Raw genomic sequence first — 21235 nt, forward strand, 5'->3', positions numbered from 1 at the left:
TATCCTCATCGCGTGACCCGATCGATCCTCCTCTCCCCGCCCGATGTCGGCCCCAGCGAAGCCGCGGCCGTCACCAGGGCAGTGGAGAGCGGGTGGGTCGCGCCGGTCGGTCCGGAACTGACGGCCTTCGAACGCGAAGCCGCTGCACGCGTCGGTCGGGCACACGCCGTCGCCGTCTCCTCCGGCACGGCAGCGCTCCACCTCTCGCTGCTCGCAGCCGGAGTGGGTCCTGGCGACGTGGTGCCGACATCGACGATGACCTTCGCCGCCACCGCGAACGCGATCCGGTACACGGGCGCCCGACCCGTGTTCGTCGACTCGACGGACCTCGACGGCAACATCGACGTCGCCCTCCTGGGTTCGGTCCTGCGACGGCTGCGCGACGACGGGCACCGGATCGGCGCGGTCGTCCCGGTCGACCTCCTCGGCCACGTCGTCGACTACACCGCGATCGGTGCGCTGTGCGACGAGTTCACGGTGCCGCTGATCGCTGATGCCGCCGAGTCCTTCGGATCCCGCCATCGCGGTCGGCCGGTCGGTGCCTTCGGCTTCACGTCGTGCGTGTCGTTCAACGGGAACAAGATCATGACGACCTCCGGTGGCGGCATGGTCTTCACGGACTCCCCCGACGTCGCCGAGCGGCTGCGTCACCTGGCCACGCAGGCCCGTCAGCCCGTCGCGCACTACGAACACAAGGAAGTCGGCTACAACTACCGGCTGAGCAACGTGTTGGCCGCACTCGGTCGCGCCCAGCTCCAGCGCCTCGACGCGATGATCGAGCGTCGACGAGTCGTTCGGGCTGCCTACCGTGACGTCTTCGACAGTGTCCCGGGCGCGCGCGTGCTCGGCCGTGCACCACAGGACCAGCAGGAGAACTGTTGGCTCACGGCCGTGGTCGTGGACCCGCACCGTGCGGGATGGAGCGCGCCGGACCTCGCACAGGCGCTGGCGGCGGCGGACATCGAGAGCAGGCCGCTCTGGAAGCCGATGCACCTGCAACCCGCGCACGCAGGTTCGGACGCGGCCGTCACCGGTGTCGCGGAGGCCCTGTTCACCCGGGGCCTCACCCTGCCGAGCGGATCATCGCTCCGGGACGATGACCTCGACCGTGTCCTCGCAGTGATCCGGAGCGTCGCAGGATGACCGGCAAGGGCGCGATCACCATCATCGGCGGCGGCGGCTTCGGTCGCGAGACCGCAGACGTCGTGCGTGCTGCCGGCCTCGAGGTCCTCGGGGTCGTCGACGATGCACCGTCACCGTCAGCCCTGCAGGTGCTCGACCGGATGGGGATCCTGCACCTCGGGGACTTGACGACATGGCTGATCGACGCCGAGGACGCCCACTACGTGATCGCGATCAACGACCCCGCCGTCCGCGCCTCGATCGACCAGCGCGCGACCGTGGCCGGGGCCGTCGCAGCGACGGTCGTCCATCCGTCGGCCTCCGTCGGCTCGCTCGTCGAACTCGGACCCGGTGCCGTCGTCTGCGCCTCCGCCGTCATCGGGTCGCACGTGCGCGCCGGGCGACACCTGCACTGCAACCCCGGCGCCGTGGTCGGACACGACGTCTCCCTCGGCGACCACGTCTCCCTCAATCCTCGGGCGACTGTGTCCGGCACGGTGTCGATCGGAGCTCGGACGGTGGTCGGCGCGGGCGCCGTCGTCCTCCAGGACCGCACCATCGGGGCAGACGCCGTGGTCGCGGCGAGTGCGTGCGTCACCCGGGACGTCACGGGCCGCACCACCGTGGTGGGCGTTCCCGCCCGACCCCGCTAGCCCGTCACCCATCCTCGTCCGCCTCAGCACCTGGAGCACCGTGAACCACTCCTTCAGACCGACCGATCCGTCCCGGCGGAAGCGCCTCGCGCTCGACGACATCGACATCGCGCGCCTGATCGGCCATGCCTCAGCCCCGAGCGACCTCGAACTCGCCGCGGACTTCCTCCACGGGCGCCGGGTCCTCGTCACGGGCGCCGGCGGATCGATCGGCAGTGAGCTCTGCCGACAGATCCGCCGGTTCGAGCCGGCCGAGGTGATCATGCTCGACCGCGACGAATCCGCGCTCCAGGCCGTCCAGGTCTCGATCGCCGGGCACGGGTTGCTCGACACACGCGACGTCGTGCTCGCTGACATCCGGGACCGCGCAGCCATCGCCGCCATCATGACCGAGCGGCGGCCGGAGGTCGTCTTCCACGCGGCCGCGCTGAAGCACCTGCCGATGCTCGAGCAGTACCCCGACGAAGCATGGAAGACGAACGTCGTGGGAACGCGCAACGTGCTCGAGGCGGCGGCCGCCGCACAGGTCCAGACGTTCGTGAACATCTCGACCGACAAGGCGGCGAACCCCACGAGTGTCCTCGGACGGACGAAGCGGCTGGGCGAGCGGTTGACCGCCTGGGCTGCGTCGACCACGGGCAACGACTACGTCTCGGTCCGCTTCGGCAACGTCCTGGGCAGTCGCGGTTCGATGCTCCCGCTCTTCGTCGAGCTCATCCAGTGCGGTCTCCCGGTCACGGTCACGCACCCGGACGCGACGCGGTACTTCATGTCGATCCCGGAGGCGTGCCACCTCGTCATCCAGGCGGGCGCGACTGCCGGCCCGGGAGAGGTCCTGGTCCTGGACATGGGCGAACCGGTCCGGATCCTCGACGTCGCGGAGAGCCTGATCACCGAGCTCGATGCGGACGCGGACATCGTGTTCTCGGGGCTCCGTCCCGGGGAGAAGCTCCACGAGGAGCTGATCGGGGAAGGTGAGTCCGACGAGCGCCCGGTCCACCCGAAGATCTCCCATGCGTCAGTGCCACCGCTGTGCCCGACGGCCCTCGACGAAGAGCGGTGGACGATCGACCGCGCCCCCGGCACCCGCGTCCCTGCCTGAGCGACCGGCGCGCTGCGCCCAGGCCCGACCGGGCGGCGCGTTCGCGGGCACGGACGCATCCGTCAGCCGTCGCTGCACCGATCGATCGTGCCGCCACCGCCGACCGGCCGCGCCGCACCGGACCAGTCGTTCGCGAGGGCGGTGACGGTGCTCCCGGTGCCGCACACGAGGCCGACGGAACACAGCGTTCCGTCGGTTGCAGGACGCACCCGCGTGGCCAGCACCTGCGCAGACGTCCCGGCAGACGGAGCCTCGATCGCGACCGTCATCTGGGCGGGCTCTGACCGTCCGAGTCCGTACACCGAGTTCCGCGTCACGATGGCGGCGTCGTTGGAGTGGTAGAGGGAGATCGCAGCTCGCTCACACCTGTCCAGGTGGTTGTCGCTGAGCGTGAGCCCCCGGGTGAAGTAGGCGAGGATCCCCGCTTCGCGGGGTCCTCCGCCATGGCCGACCACCACGTTGCCCGTCACGACGGCATCGGTGCGGTCCAGGTCGTCACCCAGCCGACTTCCGGCTCCGCGGACGACGATCCCCGAGCCGGGAGGCAGGACCTCGTTGCGTTCGATCCGGTTGCGCGCGATCACGGCGCGGTGGCTCCCGATCCGGTAGGACCGGTCGCCCGGGTCCTTGGACGGCACGACGGCGATCCCCACACGACAGTCCCGGACGGTGTTGTCGCAGATCGTGACGTCGTCGCCCGAGTGCGTGTCGATGCCTTCCCATCGACGGACACCGGAGATCCGGTTCCGTTCGACCCGGACACGCGCACTCCGAGGTGCGGCCGAGAGATCGCGTCGGTCGTCCCTCGACACGATCACACCGTAGGAGTTGACGTACCCGTCCGGCTGGTGGACGTCACGTACCTCGTTGTCGACGACCTGCCCGTCGGTGCTCGACAGCAACATGATCCCCGCGTAGCCCAGATCGGTGACGGTGTTCCGCGCGACGACGAAGTCCCGGACGTGCTCGAACTGCAGCGCGTCGTACGAGAAGTCGCGCACCACGCAGTCCACGACGTGCACGTCCTCGAGCGGCTCCTCAGCGGTTCCGCGAACGTGCACACCTCGTCCGAGACCCGACGCCGCCGCGCCCGCACCGACGAGGCGTGCGCCGATGACCGCGACCGATCCGGTGAGCACCTCGATCGCGGTGACGTCGCGCGTCATGGTGATGGACGACCCCGACTCGAAGACCATCGTCAGCGGACGGTCCACCACCAACGGCGTCGAGCGCGACCACACGCCGCGGAGACGGAGGGTGGAACCCGGAGGAGCAGCCTGGACAGCACGCTCGAGATCGTCGTTGCTCACCGCTGGACCAGCGCCGTCGGGGCCGGACCGGTCAGGTTCGGTGCGACGCGCCGCTTCCAGCGCATGGTCGACCGCGAGGGTCGCGCATGCTCCGGCCGAACGGCGCAACAGGGACCGGCGAGAGAACCGCATGCGGTCACCCTCTCGCGGCAGCTCCGCCACATCCGAACATTCCGCATGTCGGAGGGCTGCCGCAGATCGAGCAGGAACGACACTCCTCCTGCTCGGCCCGCTACCCTCGGACCCGTGCGATGGAGTCGAGTGGGCTGGCCCGGGGTCGGGTACGTGTCCCTCGAGGACGTCGAGGGCTACGCCGAGCACCTCGCCCGCCTGGTCACCGACGCCCCGCCCTCCGTCGCCGCACTCGCCTCGGTCACCTGGAACGAGTCCCGGATCGCCGAGTGGCAGGTCACCGAGACCCCGGGTGGCGACACCGCGGGCATCGACGAGGCGCCGACGAGCACGGTGCGCGCAGCCGTCGTGGTCCGGACCGACGAGGTGCTCGACACCCCGGACGGCCTGTGGCGCCGGTGGAACCACGCCCGTGTGACCCTCGAGTTCCACCGCGCCGTGCTCGAGCCGGCGGACACGACGGCGCTGGCGGTCCTCGCGGGCGACGTGCAGGTGTCCCGCGGCGAGATCGCCCACGTCGACGCCGACGTCTGGGAGCTGCGGCTGCTGCTCTCCCCCACCGGTGAGCTCGCGGTGCACTTCCGCGACGTGGTGGTCGAGGTCCGGCCGGTCCCGGAGTCCGTGTGGGCCGCGCTCGGGGAGCGTCCGGCGCACGGCTGGTACGGCCCGGTCCCCGACGGCTGGGTCGAGTGGGCAGCCCCCGCCGTGCGGGCTGCCGCGCACGGTGACGTGGGCGGCCTGTCGCTCGAGCTCGACGGCTTCGGCGCGGACCCGACCGGCATCGACGAGGTCGACACCCGCTGGGGCTTCGCCCCGCTGCACGCCGCGGCCTGGTTCGACCGTCGCGGGACGACGGAGGCGCTCCTCGAACGCGGCGCGGACGTCAGCATGCCGGACGCGGAGGGCCGGACGGCTCTGGACATCGCGCGCGAGCGCGGCTCGCGGAAGGCCGAGGAGGCGCTGCTCGCCTGGTTCGACCGGCCCGCGCCGGACGCGACCAGCTGACGGACTGGCGCGCCCCGCTCAGCGGCAACGCGAAGCGTTGCGCGGGGCGCGCCGACCGAGCCTGCGAGGGAGGGGTGCCAGCTGGCACCGCGCCTCCAGTCCGTCACGGGGTCGCGTCAGCGACGCGTCTCGAGCGCGTTCGCCTGCGCGACCTTCCCGTACCAGCGCGCCGAGTCCTTCGGCGTCCGCGCGAACGTCTCCCGGTCCCACGCCACGAGCCCGAAGGTCGGCCGGTAGCCGGAGGCCCACTCGTAGTTGTCGAGCAGGGACCAGTGCTGGTAGCCGAGCACCTGGATACCGTCCTCGATGCAGCGGTGGATGCCCTCGAGGGCGCCCTGCGTGTAGGCGACTCGGCGGGAGTCGTCGGCCGTGGCGATCCCGTTCTCGGTGATCATCAGCGGGACGTGACCGGAGAGCTCCCACGCGCTGCGGAGTCCGTCGGCGGATGCCTCGGGGTAGAACTCCCACCCGGTCAGGGTCGTCTCGACGTCGTCCGCGACGGGCACCGGGCCCGAGGCACCGATGAAGGTGCGGGTGTAGGCCTGCACACCGAGGAAGTCGTCGCCGGCGGCCTGCTCGAGGTACCAGTCGTCGCGCGGGTACCCGTACTCGCGGAGCATCTCCTCGGACCCGGGCTCGCCGTTCGCGCGGAACGCCTGCGTGGCGATGGTCCAGCCGGACTGGATGCCGGGGACCTGTGACAGGACCTCGCGGGAGCGCCGGTGGGACGCGAGCAGCTGGTCCGCCACGTGCAGGTCGGGGTTCGGCAGGCCGTACGCGACGAGGTTCGCGGCGTCCTCACCCCCGGCGAGCATCGCGGCGATGTTCGGCTCGTTGATCGTGCAGACGTAGCGGACACCGTCCTGCACGACGGGCAGCGCAGCCTCGGTGTAGCGGGCGAACAGGTCGGCCGCGTCGTCCGCGCGCCAGAAGCCGTCGCGCTCGAACCAGCGCGGGACGGTGAAGTGCATGAGCGTGACGATCGGCTCGATGCCGGCCTCGTGGCAGGCCTCGACCATCCGGCGGTAGTGGTCGACCTCGGCGCGGGAGACGAACCCGCGCTCGGGCTCGATGCGCGCCCACTCGATGCTGAACCGGTAGGAGTTCAGGCCGAGGTCGGCGGCGATGCGGATGTCCTCGCGGTACCGGTGGTAGCTGTCCGCCGCGTCGCCGGAGGGCTCGACGATGGTGGTGTCCGGTTCGTGCTCGTGCACCCACCAGTTGCTGTTGACGTTGTTGCCCTCGATCTGGTGGGCGGCGGTGGCGGCACCCCAGAGGAAGCCGTCGGGGAACTGCAGCGTGGTGATGATGGGTCCTTTCAGTGCGCCGGCGTCAGTGCGCCGACAGGAAGTCGTCGAACAGCGCGATGGTCGCGCCGGGGTTCTCGACGTGGGGGCCGTGGTAGCTCGTGGGGACGACCTCGTACCGGGCGCCGGTGTCCTCCGCCATCTGCCGCTGCCACGGGATCGGCCAGGCACCGTCCCACTCGCCGTGCGCCACGAGGACCGGCAGCCCGGTCGCGCGGAGCTCGGCGGAGGAGTCGGTGTGGTCCTCGAGGATGTGCCCGCCGGCGACGACGCTCAGGGGGCTCGTCGCGTCGAAGCGGTCGCGGACCATCCGGACGTCGTCGGGGAGCTCCTCGTCCGGCCGCCCGGCCCACAGCGGGTTCGTCGAGTCGAACAGTTGGCGGAGGTTCCCGCCGGTGTCGTGCAGGATCGTGAGCTCGGTGACCTTGCGGTAGGGCCAGCCGTACGGCCCGGAGCAGAACTGCACGACGCTCCGGAACGACCGCGGGGACGCGATGGCCGCGGCGCGGGCGATCACACCCCCGAGCGAGTGGCCGATCAGGTGCACGGGGGCACCGTCGTCGAGCAGGGCGGCGACCCGGACGGCGTCGGCTGCTTCTTCGGCGAGCGTGTACTCCGACGGGTCCGTCGGTGCCGCGGAGTCGGCCTGGCCGCGGCGGCTGATCGCGACCGCGGTCCAGCCGGCCTCGCGCAGGAGCGGCATGAAGGTGCGCCAGTCCTCCTTCGAGCCGGTGTACCCGGGGACGACGAGCACGACGCCCTTCGACGGCCCGTCCGGGACCACGCGGTAGGCGGTCAGCCGCCCGACGGGCAGGTCGATGCCGACGGTGTCGACCCCCTCGGGGGTGGGCAGGTGGCCGAACGGCGCGACGACGGGGAACTCGTGGAGGGTGCTCATGCGAGCAGTGTCCGCCGTGGGTTCGGCACGGCGTCCAGCAGTGCCACCGTGTAGTCGTCCTGGGGGTGCTGCAGCACCTCGGCCGTACGACCCCGCTCGACCACGGCGCCGTCGTGCAGCACCATGATGTCGTCGGTGATGAGCCGCGCGCTGAGCAGGTCGTGCGTGATGTAGAGCAGCGAGACGCCCCACTGCTCCCGCAGGTCCTCGAGCAGCGCGAGCACCCCGGCGCGCAGCGTCACGTCGAGCATCGAGACGGGCTCGTCGGCGATGATCACCTGCGGGTCGCTCGCGAGCGCCCGGGCGATGACCACGCGCTGCCGCTGCCCGCCGGAGAGCTGGTGCGGGAGCTTCTGCGCGAACTGCTCGACGGGCGTCAGGCCCACGGTCTCGAGGATCTCGAGCATCCGTCGGCGGGCATCGCGCCCGCGGAGCCCGGTGTAGTTCGCGATGGGTCGGGACAGGATGTACTCCACCGTGTGCAGCGGGTTGAGCGCTGCGTAGGGGTCCTGGAACACCATCTGCACCTCGGAGCGCAGGTCCTTCAGGCCCCTTCTTCCCAGACGAGCCACGTCGGTGTCGCCGAACCTGACCGTGCCCGAGCTCGGCTGCTCGACGCCCGTGAGCATCTTCGCGATCGTCGACTTGCCCGAGCCGGACTGGCCGACGAGCGCGAGCGACTGCCCGGGCTCGAGCGTGAACGACACGTCGCGGACGGCCTGCACGGGCTGCTCGCCGCGGCGGGGCGCCGGGTACGTCTTCACGAGGTGGTCGACGACGATCGGGTTGCGGGCGGCGCTGCGTTCGCGGGACCCGACGGTGCTGAACGACGAGGTCGTCTGTTGCCGCGTCGCCCCCTCGGACGAACGCAGCGACCGGTCCGGGAAGCCCGGCAGCGAGACCACCGCGGCGCGCGGGTCCGCGTAGTGCGACAGCAGCATCTTCGTGTAGTCGTCCTGCGGGTCGCGGAGGACCTCGAGCGAGCGGCCGTCCTCGACGATCCGCCCCTCGTGCATGACGAGCACGCGCTCGGTCGCCTCGAGCACGATGCCGAGGTCGTGGCTGATGAGGATCGCCGTGAACCCCTCGGAGCGCTGCAGTTCGATGATCGTGTCCATCACCGCGTGCTGCACGAGGACGTCGAGGGCCGTGGTCGGCTCGTCGAACACCATGAGCTGCGGTTCGAGCGAGAGCGCGAGGGCGATCGAGACGCGCTGGCGCATGCCGCCGGAGAGCTCCCCCGGGTACCGCGCGAGCATCGTCTCGGGCAGCTTCACCTTGCCGACGAGCTCCCGCATCCGGGCGTCCCAGCGCTCACGCGGCACGTGCCCGTGGGCCGTGAAGACGTCGACGAAGTGGTTGCGGACGGTCCGCACCGGGTTGAGCGCGTTCATGCCGGACTGCAGCACCATCGCGAAGCCGCCCTGCCGCTGCTGACGCAGCGCCTCGTCGTCGAGGTCGCGGATGTCGCTCCCGGCGAAGACGATGCTGCCGCCGTTGGTCCGCGCCGGCGGCTTCTGCAGCCGGGTGAGCGCGTAGCCGAGGGTCGACTTGCCCGAGCCGGACTCGCCGACGAGGCCGACGAACTCGCCCTTGCGCAGGCTGAACGACACGTGGTCGACGGCCTGGACGGCCGTCTGGCCGGCCGACTCGTAGACGACCGACAGGTCGCGGACGTCGAGCAGGACGTCCTGCGTGGCGTGCGTGGCGTCGGACGGGAGGCGCGTGGCGGCGCCGCCACGGGCCTCCAGGCCGTCGCTGGTCACGTCGGGTGTCTGGCCGCTCATGCTGCTGCCTCCTTCTTGCGGCGCGCGCCCTCGCGCAGTCGCGGGTTGGACACGGCGTCGACGCCGAAGTTGATGAGGGTGAGGCTCATCGCCAGGAGGGCGATGCAGAGGCCGGGGGCGAACAGCAGGACCCACTGGCCGGTGAGCAGTGCGTTCGAGTTCTGCGCCCAGTAGAGGATCGTGCCCCAGCTGACGATCGACGAGTCGCCGAGCCCCAGGAACTCGAGGCCCGCCTCGGCGAGGATCGCGCTCGTCGCCGCGCCGAAGAAGCTACCGACGATGAGGCTCGTCATGTTCGGCAGGATCTCGCGGAAGACGATGCGGGTGGCGCCGTCACCGGAGAACTGCGCGGCCGTGACGAAGTCGCGGCTGCGCAGCGACTGCGTCTGGGAGCGGAGCACGCGCGCGCCCCAGGCCCAACCGGTCACGACGATCACGGCGATGATGACCGCGATGCCGCCGTTCTGCAGGTAGGCCGCGATGACGATCATGAGCGGCAGACCCGGGATGACGAGGAACAGGTTCACGATGAACCCGATGACCTCGGCGACCCAGCCGCGGATGTAGCCCCAGCTCAGACCGATCGCGACGGCGACGAGCGTGGACAGGAAGCCCGCGACCGCGCCGACGAGCACCGAGACCCGGGCGCCGTAGATGAGTTGGGAGAGGACGTCCTCGCCGGCGGCGGTGGTGCCCATCCAGTGCGCCCAGGTGGCGTCGGCGTTGCGGGCGAAGCCGTTCTGGCTGGCGCCGTGCGGGGCGAGGAGCGGGGCGGCGATCGCCACGAGGACGAAGAAGGCGAGGATGCAGATGCCGACGCGGGCCTTGGTGTTGCTCCAGACGACGCCGAACTGGCGTGCGGCGGCGCGGAGCTTGGAGGGGGCCTGCTGGTCGTGCTGCTGGTCCGGGCCTTGCTGCTGGGTCCGTACTGCGACGGTTGCGTTGGGTGTGCGCGTGTTGGTCATCGGCGCGTCCTCGGGTGGTGGTTGTGGGCAGAGCACGCCGCCCATCGCGAGTTGGTCGTCATCGGCGCGTCCTCGGGTCCAGGACGCCGTAGAGGACGTCCACGATGAAGTTGGCGATGAGCACCGACACGGTGATCATCAGGAAGAGGGCCTGCATGAGCGGGTAGTCCTGCCCGATCACGGCGTTGAAGAGCAGGTAGCCGATGCCCGGGTAGCCGAACACCTGCTCGACCAGGACCGAGCCGCCGACGACGCCGCCGAGGGCCAGGCCGAAGCCGGTCAGGTTCGGCAGGATCGCGTTGCGCGCGGCGTACCGGACGGCGACCGTGCGGCCGCGGAGGCCGTTCGCCTCGGCGAAGGTGACGTAGTCGTCGCCGAGGGTGTTGATCATGGCGTTCCGCATGCCGATGATCCAGCCGCCCAGGCTCGTCACGAGGATCGTGACCGCCGGCAGGATCGCGTGCTGGAGCACGTCGCCGATGTACTCGCCGTTCCAGCCGGGGACGCTCGTCGCCGAGGACGCCCCGGTGGTCGGGAACCAGTGCAGGACGTAGCCGAGGAAGAACAGCAGCAGGAGCGCCGTCCAGAAGTACGGGAACGTCGACATGAACGAGCCGGACAGGGTCGGGAGCGAGTCGAGCCAGGTGCCGCGCTTCCAGGCCGCGGCGACGCCGATGAGCGTGCCGATCACGAACGCGAGGACCGTGACCGTGCCGACGAGCACGAGCGTGTACGGCAGGGCGCGGCCGACCAGGTCGCCGACGGGCTGCGGGTAGAACGTGTAGCTCGTGCCGAAGTCGAGAGTGACGACCTGGTGCAGGTAGCTGACGTACTGGTCCCACAGGTTGCCGGAGGGGACGCCGAGCTGCGCCTCGATGGCCTTCTTGGTGGCGTCCGTCACGGGGCCGTTCTGGCTGAGCTTCGCCAGGGCGGCGTCGGACGGGCTGCCGGGCATGAGGCGCGGGAGCACGAAGTTCAGCGTGACCGCGGCCCAGAGGGTCAGGACGAAGAGGACGAGTTTCTGCAGGATGTACTTCACTTGGCCTGCTCCTCCATGATCTTCCGGCCCGCTTCACTGTCTCTGAGTCGCAGCTTCGTGAAGATGAGCAGCGGCGCCGAGTCGTAGTTCTGCGGTGCCATGTACGGGTCCTCCGCGCTCGGCCAGCCGACGAACTTGCCGGTGTTGAACAGGCCCCAGAGCCCGCCGTAGTACATGCCGATGACGGGCAGGTCGTCGTAAACGATGCGCTGCAGCTGGTTCAGGATGCGCTGCTGCTCGGCCTTGTCCGTCGTCGCCTTGTACGCGTCGAGGAGCTGCTGCGTGTCGGTGTTCCGGTACCGCTCGAAGTTGTTCACGGTCGACTTGCCGACCGGCTGGTAGAAGTCGCTCGACAGCAGCGAGTTGTAGGCCTGGAAGACATCCCCGTTCCCCATGCCGCCCATCGCCATGTCGAACTGGCCGTTGTTGATGTTCTGCTGGTACCCCGCGGGCTGCGGCGCCTGGATGTCGACCTTGATGCCGATCTTCCCGAGGTCGCGCTGGACCTGCTGCGCGGCGCGGAGCCAGTCCGAGTAGCCGTTCGCGGTCATGAGCTTGATCTCGAGCTGCTTGCCGTCCTTGACGAGCTTGCCGCCCTGCTGGGTGTACCCGGACTTGGCGAACTCGGCGAGGGACCGCTCGGTGTCCTGCGTGATCATGCCCTTGTCCGGGATCGACGGGTCGAGGTACTGCTCCTGGTTCGGCAGGATGAGGCCGGTCTGCCCCGCGGCGCTGAGGTTGCCCTCGGACGCGGTCTCGGCGATGTCGTCGCGGTTCAGCGCGTACGAGATGCCCTTGCGGACGTTGACGTCGCTGTACGGCGCCTTCGTGAGGTTCGGGATGAGTCCGATCACACCGCCGGCCGGGAACCACCACTTGTTGTCGGGGGACGCCGCACCCCACGTGCCCTTGACGTCGGAGATGAACGAGTACGCCCAGTCGTAGCCGCGCGTGACGGTGTCGAGCTGCGTGTTCGTCGCCGGCAGGATCAGGTGCTTGATCGCGATCTTGTCCGCCTGCCAGTACCGCGGGTTCTTGTCCATCGAGTACTGCTGGTCGGAGTAGTTGCCGAGGACGAACGGGCCGGTGCCGACCGGGTCCGGGTCACGCCAGGTCGTGGGGTCCTTGATCTTCCCGTAGTGGTGCTCGGGGAGGATGTAGGTCGCGCCGATGATGTTGAGGCTCGGCACGTCGTCGCTCTTCAGGTGGAAGACGACGTGGTCGCCGTCCCGCTCGATGCGGTCGATGTGCTGCCAGGCGCCCTTGATGTCCATCGCGGGGAACTTCTGGAGCAGGTCGAACGTGAAGACGACGTCCTCCGCACTGAACGGCCTGCCGTCGGACCACTCGACGCCCTTCCGGATCGTCATGTCGATGGTCTTCGCGTCGGGCTGGCTCCACGAGCTCGCCAGCCACGGGGTGCCCTTGCCGTCGAGGGGGTTGATCTCGATGAGGGGCTCGTACATCCACTTGCTCGCGGTGCGGGCGTTCGAGATGTACGGGTTGAAGTTGCGGTCGAACAGCGGGTTGCCGCGGTCCGCGTTGATGAGCATCGTGTCCTTGCCGATGCTCGGGTCCGGTTGGGAGCGGACCTGGATGCTGCAGCCGGTGGCGGCGAGGGCCACGACGGCGATGCCGGCGAGCGCGGCGGCGAGGCGGCCGCGGCGGCGGCGCGGGCGCTCGGGGGCGCGCGTGCGCTGGGCCAGGCGCTGGGCCGTGCGCTGTGGGGGAAGCGTCATTGCTCGGTCGACCTCCGTGTCGAGTGGGTACCCGGACAATGTATGCGCTTACATCGCACGATGCAACCGGTCGTGTTGTTTCCCGGGGTGGCACGTCGACGAGCGTGCAGTGGCGAGCGTGCACGACGTGCCACTCACGTCCGCGGCGGGGGCACAGATCGTCGGCGGGCAGGGTCGAGCGGGCCACATGTGGCGCGCTCGTCACGCCACCCCGACTCGTCGGCCGTCGGCCCGTCGAGCGTGCATGACATGCCGCTCACGTCCGCGGCGGGGGCACAGATCGTCGGCGGGCAGGGTCGAGCGGGCCACATGTGGCGCGCTCGTCACGCCACCCCGACTCGTCGGCCGTCGGCCCGTCGAGCGTGCATGACATGCCGCTCACGTCCGCGGCGGGGGCACAGATCGTCGGCGGGCGAGGTCGAGCGGGCCAGATGTGGCGCGTTCGCCGCCCGACTCGCGCATCAGCGCCCCGCCGAGGTGCCACGACTCGCCGCCTGCTGCTCGTCGGAGTGCCGCTCGATGCCGCCAGGAGGGTCGAGCGTCCAGGTATTTCGGCACCTCGGGGGCTGGGGCCGGGCGTGCTGAGGGCGCTGGGGCCCGGCCCCGCCGCTACAGCGCCGGCGGGCAGCTCTCGCGCAGCAACACCTCGACCGGCAGGCGCACCGCCCGCGGCGGCCCCTCCCGCCGCTCGAGCCGGTCGACGATCGCCCGGACCGCGGCACGCCCGAGCTCCCCCATCGGCTGGTGCACGGTCGTCAGTCGCGGGCTCGAGAACCGCCCGGCGTCGATGCCGTCGAACCCGGTCACGACCAGGTCGTCCGGCACCCGGAGCCCGCGAGCCCCCGCCGCGTCGAGCACCCCGAGCGCGGACTGGTCGTTCGAGCAGACGATCGCCCGCGGGACCTCGGCGCCGTCGAGCAGCCCTGCCGCGAGCTCCCGCGCGCGGGCACGGCCGAAGTCACCGTGGACGACCCGCACGGACCCGGCCGGCACGTCGTGGTCGTCGAGCGCCTGCTGGAACCCCGCCGAGCGCTCCATGTCGTCCGGGGAGTCGATCGGCCCTGCCAGGTACACGAGCGACCGGATCCCGAGCCGACCGATCACGTGCGACGCGAGCGTCCGCATCCCCGCCGCGTTGTCCACGCTCACCGAGTCGAACCCGTGCGACCGTCGGTCGTCGGCGAGCACCACCACCGGGACACGGCGGGCGACGTGCTCGAGCAGGTCGTCCGGCACGGTCTGGGCCAGGACCGCGAGCCCGTCGACCCGGCCGGCGACGTCGTTGACGAGCACGTCCCGGGAGGACCCGCGCCCCGCCGCCACCATGAGTGCCAGGCCGCGTTGCCACGCCTCGGTCTCGGCGCCGCGGAGGACCTCGTCGAAGTACAGGTTCGACGAGAACGGCTGCGTCACGTGCCGTCGGTCGTCGACCACCCGGACGCCACCGTCGGTGACGAGGTCGGGGCGCTCGTCCGGCACGACGTCGAACCCGGGCAGCAGGAGTCCGACCACGCCGGTCCGGCGTCCGGCCAGTGCGCGCGCGGTGCCCGAGGGCACGTAGCCGAGGCTCCGGATCGCCGCCTGCACCCTGTGGCGGGTTCCCTCGCGGACCGCGTCGGGCGTGCGGAGCACGCGCGAGACCGTCGCGATGGAGACGCCGGCCTCTGACGCGACGTCGTAGACCGTGGGGGGTGCGGTGCGCTGCGGACCCACGCCGTGCCTCCCGTCCGGTGTCCGTGTCGATGCCGCGCTCGGCGCAGCCGGACCATCCTAGGCACGGCGCACGACGCGACTTCTCCACAGGTTGCCGGAATCGCTTGCGCTCCGCGGACAGGCGGCGGCACACTGATCCGACCTCAGTACGTCCCGTGAGGAAGCGCATCCGCAGGCCGGGGGCCTGCACCACCCGATGCCCACGCACACAGGTCCACGCAACCAGGAGGAGACCCCATGTCACAGTCGACACGGTCCGGCAGCAAGCACGCCATCCGACTCACCACCGACGAGGCCGAGGTGCGCGACGCGCTGCTCGACCACACCGAGCACGGCGCCTCGTCGGTCACCGATCCGCTCGAGGGGTCGGAGGACGCCGCGCGTCCCTGACGCGGGGCCCGGCGGGCTCGGGGCACCGACCCGGGACGCACCCTGTGGCGACACCCGGACAGGAGGCACGGTGCGGGTCGTCCGCGGCCGTCACCTCCGCCGGGTGGTCACGCCGGTTGGTCAGCCTGGACGTCGGCGTGCTGGTGCTCGGTCTCGTCGAGGACGGCCGCCGAGCCGACGATCGTCACGCCCGCACCGCGGAGCCGACGACGCTCCTGCGCGATCCAGCTGAGCAGCCGGTCGTTCGTCCCCGCGACGTGCGCGGCGAGCAGGTCGGCCGCGCGGTCGGCGTCGCCGTCCCGGACCGCGTCGAGGATGGCGCTGTGCTCCGCCCACGCGGCGTCGCGCGCCTCGGCGGTGCGCACCTCGATCCACCGCGTGCGTTCGAGCCGGGTGAGCGCGTCGGCCACGGCGTCGGTGATGAACCGGTTGCCACCGAGCGCCGCGAGGTCCAGGTGGAAGGTCGATCCCATCCGGATGCCCGCCTCGCGGTCGGGGGTGCCCCGGAGGTCGTCCAGGTGCGCGCGGACCTCGTCGAGCTGTTCGGCGGAGGCCCGGTCGACGGCGAGCCGAGCAGCAGCGGGCTCGAGGACCCCGCGCAGTTCGGCGAGCGACGCGATCTCGTCGAGGTCGATGGGCGTGACCGTCCACGAGCGCCCCTCGTGCAGGATGAGGCCCTCGCGCTCGAGGCGGGACAGCGCCGCGCGCACGGGCGTCCGCGAGGCGTGGAAGCGACTCTCGAGTCCGCGCTCCGAGATGCGCTCGCCGGGCGCGATGTCGAGGGTCAGGATCGCCTCGCGCAGGTTGTCGTAGAGCTGGCTCGTCTGCGACACCGGGGCGGCGTCGGTCGTCGCGTCGTCGGTCGTCGTTGCGGTCACGGCGAACCAGCCTAGTGCGGATCGGCCCCGGTTGGTATACCGTGATGGTATACCAATTGGTACCGATCCGGAACGACAGGCTGCACCGATGACCACACCCCGCCGCGCGTGGATGATGCTCGCCCTCGGCGTCGCCGCCCAGGCCGCCGGCACCCTGGTGGTCTCCGCGCCGGCCCTGCTCATCCCGCACCTGGTCGCGCAGGGCATGCCGCTCGCGTCGGCCGGGCTGTTCGCCGCAGCACCGACGATCGGCCTCGTCCTGACGCTCATCGCCTGGGGTGCGGTGACCGACCGGGTCGGCGAGCGCGTGGTGATCGCGGGCGGGCTGGCACTCACCACGGCGACGGTCGCCGGAGCGTGGCTGTCCGCGGGGAACCCGGTGCTGCTCGGTGTGGCGTTCCTGGCGGCGGGCATGACGAGTGCGTCGACCAACGCCGCGAGCGGGCGGGTCGTGGTCGGGTGGTTCCCGAAGGAGCGGCGCGGCCTCGCGATGGGCATCCGGCAGATGTCGCAGCCGCTCGGCGTGACGCTCGCGGCGGTCACGGTCCCGCAGCTCGCCGAGGGGTCCGGCATCCGCGCCGCCCTGGTGCTGCCGTTCGTGCTGTGCGCCGTGCTCACCGTGCTGTGTGCCGTCGGCATCGTCGACCCGCCGCGACCGGCCCGGACAGCCCGGGCCCGGACGACCCCGGCGTCGGCCGCGACGGCTGCGGCTGCGCCCGTGAACCCGTACCGGTCGTCCGGGTTCCTGTGGCGGGTGCACGCGGTTTCGGTGCTGCTCGTGGTGCCGCAGTTCACGCTGTCGACCTACGGACTGGTGTGGCTCGTCGGGCTCGGCTGGTCGACCCCCGCGGCAGGCCTGCTCGTCGGGGCGTCCCAGTTCGTCGGCGCGGTCGGGCGGATCCTCGTCGGGGCGTGGAGCGACCGCGCCGGGTCCCGGGTCGGGCCGCTGCGCGTGGTGGCGGTGTCTGCCGCGGCGGTGATGGGCGTGATGGCGCTCGTCGACGTGTCGCACTGGGCGGCTGCGGCGGTGTTCCTGCTCGTCGCGACGAGCGTCACGGTCGCGGACAACGGGCTGGCGTACACGTCGGTCGCCGAGGCCGCGGGACCGTCCTGGTCGGGTCGGGCGCTCGGCACGCAGAACACCGGGCAGTTCCTCGCGGCGAGCGCCGTGGGCCCCGGGATCGGCGCGCTCGTCGGGACGCTCGGCTTCGCGGCATCGTTCGGGCTGGTGGCGGTGCTGCCCCTGCTGGCGCTGCCGCTCGTGCCGCGGACGGACCGCTCGCACGACTGAGGTCGGCGAGCGTTCCGTCCCATCGCACCCGACGTGGGAAGACGAACCGCTCGTGGGAGGGCGGAACTCCCGGCACCCCACGAGCGGATCGGCACCCGACGCGCGGATCGGCACCTCACGAGCGATTCAGCGCCGCGCGCGCGGAACGGGCTCAGGCGGGCACGGCGGGCCCCACCGGCCAGCGCAGGAGCGCCGCGGCCGCGGCACCGCCGGGCAGCGAGGCGGCGTTCACGAGCACGAGCTCGGCGTCCGTGAGCACCGCGGCCCGGACGAGCGCGCACACGGCGGGCACCGGACCGACCACGGGCGTCCCGGCGGCCTGCTCCGGCGCGGTCGCGACCCACGGCGCCCCGGCGAGCGCCAGGAGCGTCCGGTCCCCGATCGCGACGGCGTCGAGCGCGACGACCGCCCCCTGCGCCTGCTGCAGCGCGGAGACCACGGACCCGACACCGGTCACGGCGAGGTTGTCGCCCCGGCCGACGTGGGTGCGGAGCAGGTCCTCGAGGTCGTGCCGCCGGGTGGCGATGACACGGGCGAGGGCGATCTCGACGTGCTCGACGAACGCCTGCTTCGACGCGTCGTCAGAGCGCGGGTCGACGGGCACGGTCGTGACGAGCGCACGGGCCTCGGCGGAGAGCGCCTTGACGAGCAGCTCACGGGCGGTGACGTCCCCGGCGACGACGACGAGCCCGGGGCGCAGGCGGCGGACGGCTTCGTCCACGGCCCCGGCGACCTCGGTCGAGGTCTGCTTCCAGATCTCCTCGGTGTGCGCCTGCCAGTGCGGCTGCTTCCAGCCGGTGCCGGCCTTCGCGTAGTGCAGCGTGTCGGTGCGTCCCTGCACCTGCTGCTCGGACGCCGCGTCCGGCGCGTGGCCGAGGCGGTAGGCGCGGAACGTCCCGCCCTCGCGTCCGACGTGGACGACCAGGAACGGCAGGTCGACCGGGCGGTGGGCGACGAGGGGCACGAGGTCCGGCACGGCCCCGACGCCGATCGCCTCGGCGCCGTGCAGGTGGCCGGGGAGCACCTCGCTGAGCACGAGCTCGCCGTCGTGGACGAGCACGTACCGGGTGACCGGGGACGGCACTCCCGGCTCCTGCTCGAACTCGGCGGCGATCGTGTCGACCACCTCGGCGCTCGCGCCCTGGGCGCGGAGGGACTCCTCGACGGCGCGGAGCTTCAGCGCTGCCTGCCGTCGCGGGTCCTCGACGTTGCCGGACACGTCCGCGTAGGCCCACGCCCACGTGCCCCCGCCCTCCAGCCGGTCCCCCAGGATCCCGTGCAGTTCGCTCGTCGCGTTCGTGGACGTCATGACAGCTCCTCTCGGCGGTGCGCCGGGGCGTCACGAACCCCGACGTGTCGTGTGCGCCCCACCATCCCCCTGTCCACCCGGACGCGCCCACGGCTCCGAGCCGACACCCAGCCGACACCTGTCGTTCCGGCGCACTACCGGCCCGGGTCACGACCAGCCGTGAATGCTTCGTGAAAGCACAGTGACGCTCGGTTCCGTGCTCTACTGGCGGAGGACCCGATCCGCCGACGAACCGGAGACCAGGCAATGACGCCATCACCATCTGGACGACAGCTGTCGAGACGAAACCTGCTGAGCCTCGGGCTCGGGACAGCCGCGGCGGGACTGCTCGCCGGCTGCGCGGTCCCGGGCTCGACGAACGTGAACAAGGCGGCGGTGATCCCCGCGGCCGGCGGTGACACCGTGCAGATCACGTACTGGGCGTGGTTGAAGGACCTGCAGAAGGTCTGCGACGTCTGGAACGCGAAGAACCCCCGCATCCAGGTCACCGCGAACTGGATCCCGGGCGGCAACAGCGGCGGGTACCAGAAGATGTACTCCGCGCTCGCAGCCGGCGGCGGTCCGGACATCGGGCAGGTCGAGCTCCGGCAGATCCCCGAGTTCATGCTCGCGAACGGCCTGGTCGACCTCGCACGCTACGGCGCGAAGCAGTACCAGTCGAAGTACGACGAGGCCGCGTGGGCGCAGGTCGAGTTCGTCGACGGCGTCTACGGCATCCCGCAGGACACCGGCCCGATGGGCTTCTACTACCAGACCGCGATCCTGGAGCAGGCCGGTGGCGAACCCCCGGCGACGTGGGACGAGTGGAAGGTGCTCGCCGACAAGGTCCGGAAGACCGGCAAGCAGAACTACCTCGAGGTCTTCCCGGTCGCCGACGCCTCGCCCTTCGCGGCGTACGCGCAGCAGGCCGGCGCCCGCTGGTTCAGGACCGACGGCGACGAGTGGGTGGTCGACATGACCGACGACGCCACGCTGCGGGTCGCGGAGTTCTTCGACGGCTGCATCGACGACGGGCTCGTCGACACGTCCGCGGGCGCGTACTCCCCCGGCTGGTACGCGGCGTGCGCGAACGGCCGGATCGCCGCCGTGACGAGTGCGAGCTGGGGCGACGCCCTCATCGAGTCCATCCAGGGCGGCGAGGGCAAGTGGAAGGTCGCGCCGATGCAGAAGTGGGACGCGTCCGGCTTCGGCTCGAGCGCGATCGGCGGCTCGAGCGCCGCGGTCCTCGCCAACGCGAAGCACCCGGCCGAGGCGCTCGAGTTCATCACGTGGATGACCACCTCGAAGGAGGGCATCGACGCGATGATCAAGTACTGCGGCATCGGGTGGTCGCCCGCCCGCGACTACATCGGGGCGCAGCGCGAGCAGCCGAGCGAGTGGTTCTCCGGGCAGAACTACAACGAGGAGGTCTTCGTCCCCGCGGCGAAGGAGCAGAACATCGAGTGGTCCTGGTCGCCCGTGACCCAGTCGGCGTTCACCAGCCTGCAGAACCAGTTCCGTCGCAAGCTCACCGGCGGCCTCAAGCTGACCGACGCCGTCGAGCTCGCCCAGCGGGAGATCGTCCAGTCCTTCAAGGACAAGGGCCTGAGCGTGAGGACCGCCCGATGACCGCCACGCAGCCGGGATCCGGCTACCGCACGAGCACGAAGGCCACGAGCGCGCAGAAGCGTGCCCCGTGGATCCTGCTCGCCCCGTTCCTCGCCCTGTTCCTGCTGACGTTCATCATCCCGATCATCAGCGCGCTGTTCCAGAGCTTCACGACCGTCGACCGCGAGGGCCTGTTCGGCGAGGACGGCGTCACCGGCCGCTTCGCCGGCTTCGACAACTACGCGATCGCGCTGCAGGACTCCGGGTTCGTCGCGTCGATCGGCCGCATGCTCCTGTTCGGCATCGTGCAGGTGCCGATCATGATCATCGCGTGCACGATCCTCGCGCTGCTCCTGGAGTCGGCGAGCGCCCGCTGGCCCGCCTTCTTCCGCGCGGTCTACTTCATGCCGTACGGCGTCCCCGGCGTCATCGCGACGATCCTGTGGTCGTTCCTGTACGTCCCGGGCCTGTCGCCGATCGTCGACCTGCTGCAGTCCGTCGGGCTGCAGCCGGACTTCCTCGGCGCGAACAGCGTGCTGTGGTCGATCGCGAACATCGTCACCTGGACGTACACCGGCTACAACATGCTCATCATCGTGGCGCAGCTCAAGTCGATCCCCGGCGAGGTCTACGAGGCCGCGAAGATGGACGGCGCGGGACCCTTCCAGGTCGCCTGGCGGATCCAGGTCCCGCTGATCGCCCCGGCGCTCGTCCTGACGACGGTCTTCTCGATCATCGGCACGCTGCAGCTCTTCGCGGAGCCGCAGATCCTGTCCACGGTCGCCCCGGCGATCGACACGGAGTACACGCCGAACTACGCCGCCTACACGAACGCCTTCGCGTTCAACGAGTACGGCGTCGCGAGCGCGCAGGCCGTGATCATCGCGTTGGCCGCGTTCGTCCTGTCGTTCGCGTTCCTGGCGCTGACGAACCGTCCGCCGAAGCACGAGCGCGACCAGCGGAAGCGGGCGAAGCGGGACGGCCTGGAGGCACGGCGTGCGCTCCAGA

17 protein-coding genes and 1 pseudogene are annotated in these 21235 nt (G+C 71.2%); 8 read left to right on the forward strand and 10 right to left on the reverse strand.

Translation table 11 applies throughout. The annotated features are described in order from the left end of the window. The first annotated feature begins 12 nt into the window (after positions 1-12). From HUN59_RS16605 to HUN59_RS16615, 3 genes are read left to right on the forward strand one after another with little or no spacing between them, the layout of a single operon-like run. Positions 13-1143: a DegT/DnrJ/EryC1/StrS family aminotransferase gene (locus HUN59_RS16605; RefSeq protein WP_174778997.1), complete on the forward strand. Its 1131-nt coding sequence runs from the start codon at positions 13-15 to the stop codon at positions 1141-1143. Beyond that, positions 1140-1775 carry a NeuD/PglB/VioB family sugar acetyltransferase gene (locus HUN59_RS16610; RefSeq protein ID WP_174778998.1) on the forward strand — a complete coding sequence of 212 codons (636 nt, stop codon included), beginning with the start codon at positions 1140-1142 and terminating at the stop codon, positions 1773-1775. Before HUN59_RS16605 ends, HUN59_RS16610 begins: the two co-directional genes overlap by 4 nt. Before the next feature lie 40 nt (positions 1776-1815). Further along, positions 1816-2877, forward strand: coding sequence for a UDP-N-acetylglucosamine 4,6-dehydratase family protein (locus tag HUN59_RS16615; RefSeq protein ID WP_441307019.1), 1062 nt, complete (start codon positions 1816-1818; stop codon positions 2875-2877). A 62-nt stretch (positions 2878-2939) separates the two neighbouring features. Here HUN59_RS16615 and HUN59_RS16620 read toward each other — a convergent pair whose 3' ends face one another. After that, positions 2940-4508, reverse strand: coding sequence for a right-handed parallel beta-helix repeat-containing protein (locus HUN59_RS16620; RefSeq protein ID WP_174779000.1), 1569 nt, complete (start codon positions 4506-4508; stop codon positions 2940-2942). Here HUN59_RS16620 and HUN59_RS16625 point away from each other — a divergent pair. Continuing rightward, a complete protein-coding gene (locus tag HUN59_RS16625) occupies positions 4473-5324 on the forward strand; it encodes an ankyrin repeat domain-containing protein (RefSeq protein WP_174779001.1) in 852 nt (283 codons plus the stop codon). The genes HUN59_RS16620 and HUN59_RS16625 overlap by 36 nt on opposite strands. A 116-nt stretch (positions 5325-5440) precedes the next feature. Here the strand turns inward: HUN59_RS16625 and HUN59_RS16630 are convergent, their stop codons facing one another. The 7 genes from HUN59_RS16630 to HUN59_RS16660 all read right to left on the reverse strand — a co-directional run bounded on the left by HUN59_RS16630 (position 5441) and on the right by HUN59_RS16660 (position 14772). Then, entirely contained in the window at positions 5441-6634 is a 1194-nt protein-coding gene (locus HUN59_RS16630; RefSeq protein ID WP_411914187.1) for a glycoside hydrolase family 1 protein, read from the reverse strand. Positions 6635-6656: 22 nt separating this feature from the next. Continuing rightward, positions 6657-7529: an alpha/beta fold hydrolase gene (locus tag HUN59_RS16635; protein ID WP_174779002.1), complete on the reverse strand. Its 873-nt coding sequence runs from the start codon at positions 7527-7529 to the stop codon at positions 6657-6659. Then, positions 7526-9316, reverse strand: a complete 1791-nt coding sequence (locus tag HUN59_RS16640) for an ABC transporter ATP-binding protein (protein WP_254629919.1) — start codon at positions 9314-9316, stop codon at positions 7526-7528. The genes HUN59_RS16635 and HUN59_RS16640 overlap by 4 nt, the downstream gene beginning before the upstream one ends. Beyond that, complete coding sequence (locus tag HUN59_RS16645; protein ID WP_174779003.1) at positions 9313-10281, reverse strand: ABC transporter permease; 969 nt, start codon at positions 10279-10281, stop codon at positions 9313-9315. Before HUN59_RS16645 ends, HUN59_RS16640 begins: the two co-directional genes overlap by 4 nt. 58 nt (positions 10282-10339) lie before the next feature. Beyond that, entirely contained in the window at positions 10340-11320 is a 981-nt protein-coding gene (locus tag HUN59_RS16650; RefSeq protein WP_058740808.1) for an ABC transporter permease, read from the reverse strand. Beyond that, positions 11317-13059 (reverse strand): ABC transporter substrate-binding protein, encoded by a 1743-nt coding sequence (locus HUN59_RS16655; RefSeq protein WP_254629920.1) that lies wholly within the window; start codon positions 13057-13059, stop codon positions 11317-11319. Before HUN59_RS16655 ends, HUN59_RS16650 begins: the two co-directional genes overlap by 4 nt. Positions 13060-13668: 609 nt before the next feature. Next, complete coding sequence (locus HUN59_RS16660) at positions 13669-14772, reverse strand: LacI family DNA-binding transcriptional regulator (RefSeq protein WP_058740809.1); 1104 nt, start codon at positions 14770-14772, stop codon at positions 13669-13671. A 237-nt stretch (positions 14773-15009) separates the two neighbouring features. On the opposite strand from HUN59_RS16660, the gene HUN59_RS16665 reads away from it, so the two are divergent. Next, a complete protein-coding gene (locus HUN59_RS16665; protein ID WP_174779004.1) occupies positions 15010-15162 on the forward strand; it encodes a hypothetical protein in 153 nt (50 codons plus the stop codon). Between the two features lie 107 nt (positions 15163-15269). Here the strand turns inward: HUN59_RS16665 and HUN59_RS16670 are convergent, their stop codons facing one another. Beyond that, positions 15270-16040 carry a GntR family transcriptional regulator gene (locus HUN59_RS16670; protein WP_254629921.1) on the reverse strand — a complete coding sequence of 257 codons (771 nt, stop codon included), beginning with the start codon at positions 16038-16040 and terminating at the stop codon, positions 15270-15272. Positions 16041-16128: 88 nt separating this feature from the next. Here HUN59_RS16670 and HUN59_RS16675 point away from each other — a divergent pair, with 88 nt between their 5' ends. Then, positions 16129-17331: an MFS transporter gene (locus HUN59_RS16675; protein WP_217483575.1), complete on the forward strand. Its 1203-nt coding sequence runs from the start codon at positions 16129-16131 to the stop codon at positions 17329-17331. A 151-nt stretch (positions 17332-17482) separates the two neighbouring features. Here the strand turns inward: HUN59_RS16675 and HUN59_RS16680 are convergent, their stop codons facing one another. Further along, positions 17483-18640, reverse strand: a complete 1158-nt coding sequence (locus HUN59_RS16680) for a baeRF2 domain-containing protein (RefSeq protein WP_144803157.1) — start codon at positions 18638-18640, stop codon at positions 17483-17485. A 246-nt stretch (positions 18641-18886) separates the two neighbouring features. Between HUN59_RS16680 and HUN59_RS16685 the strand changes: the two genes are divergently transcribed. Next, positions 18887-20248: an extracellular solute-binding protein gene (locus tag HUN59_RS16685; protein ID WP_174779005.1), complete on the forward strand. Its 1362-nt coding sequence runs from the start codon at positions 18887-18889 to the stop codon at positions 20246-20248. After that, a pseudogene (locus HUN59_RS16690) lies at positions 20245-21162 on the forward strand (carbohydrate ABC transporter permease); the annotation flags it as partial. The gene HUN59_RS16685 and the pseudogene HUN59_RS16690, both read left to right, overlap by 4 nt. Between the last annotated feature and the right edge of the window lie 73 nt (positions 21163-21235).

The organism is Curtobacterium sp. Csp2 (assembly GCF_013347165.1).

Coding starts and splice junctions, on each gene's coding strand:
- HUN59_RS16610 (WP_174778998.1), top strand. CDS start 1,140: ATGACCGGCAAGGGCGCGATCACCATCATCGGCGGCGGCGGCTTCGGT.
- HUN59_RS16635 (WP_174779002.1), bottom strand. CDS start 7,529: ATGAGCACCCTCCACGAGTTCCCCGTCGTCGCGCCGTTCGGCCACCTG.
- HUN59_RS16640 (WP_254629919.1), bottom strand. CDS start 9,316: ATGAGCGGCCAGACACCCGACGTGACCAGCGACGGCCTGGAGGCCCGT.
- HUN59_RS16645 (WP_174779003.1), bottom strand. CDS start 10,281: ATGACCAACACGCGCACACCCAACGCAACCGTCGCAGTACGGACCCAG.
- HUN59_RS16655 (WP_254629920.1), bottom strand. CDS start 13,059: ATGACGCTTCCCCCACAGCGCACGGCCCAGCGCCTGGCCCAGCGCACG.
- HUN59_RS16665 (WP_174779004.1), top strand. CDS start 15,010: ATGTCACAGTCGACACGGTCCGGCAGCAAGCACGCCATCCGACTCACC.
- HUN59_RS16675 (WP_217483575.1), top strand. CDS start 16,129: ATGACCACACCCCGCCGCGCGTGGATGATGCTCGCCCTCGGCGTCGCC.
- HUN59_RS16680 (WP_144803157.1), bottom strand. CDS start 18,640: ATGACGTCCACGAACGCGACGAGCGAACTGCACGGGATCCTGGGGGAC.
- HUN59_RS16685 (WP_174779005.1), top strand. CDS start 18,887: ATGACGCCATCACCATCTGGACGACAGCTGTCGAGACGAAACCTGCTG.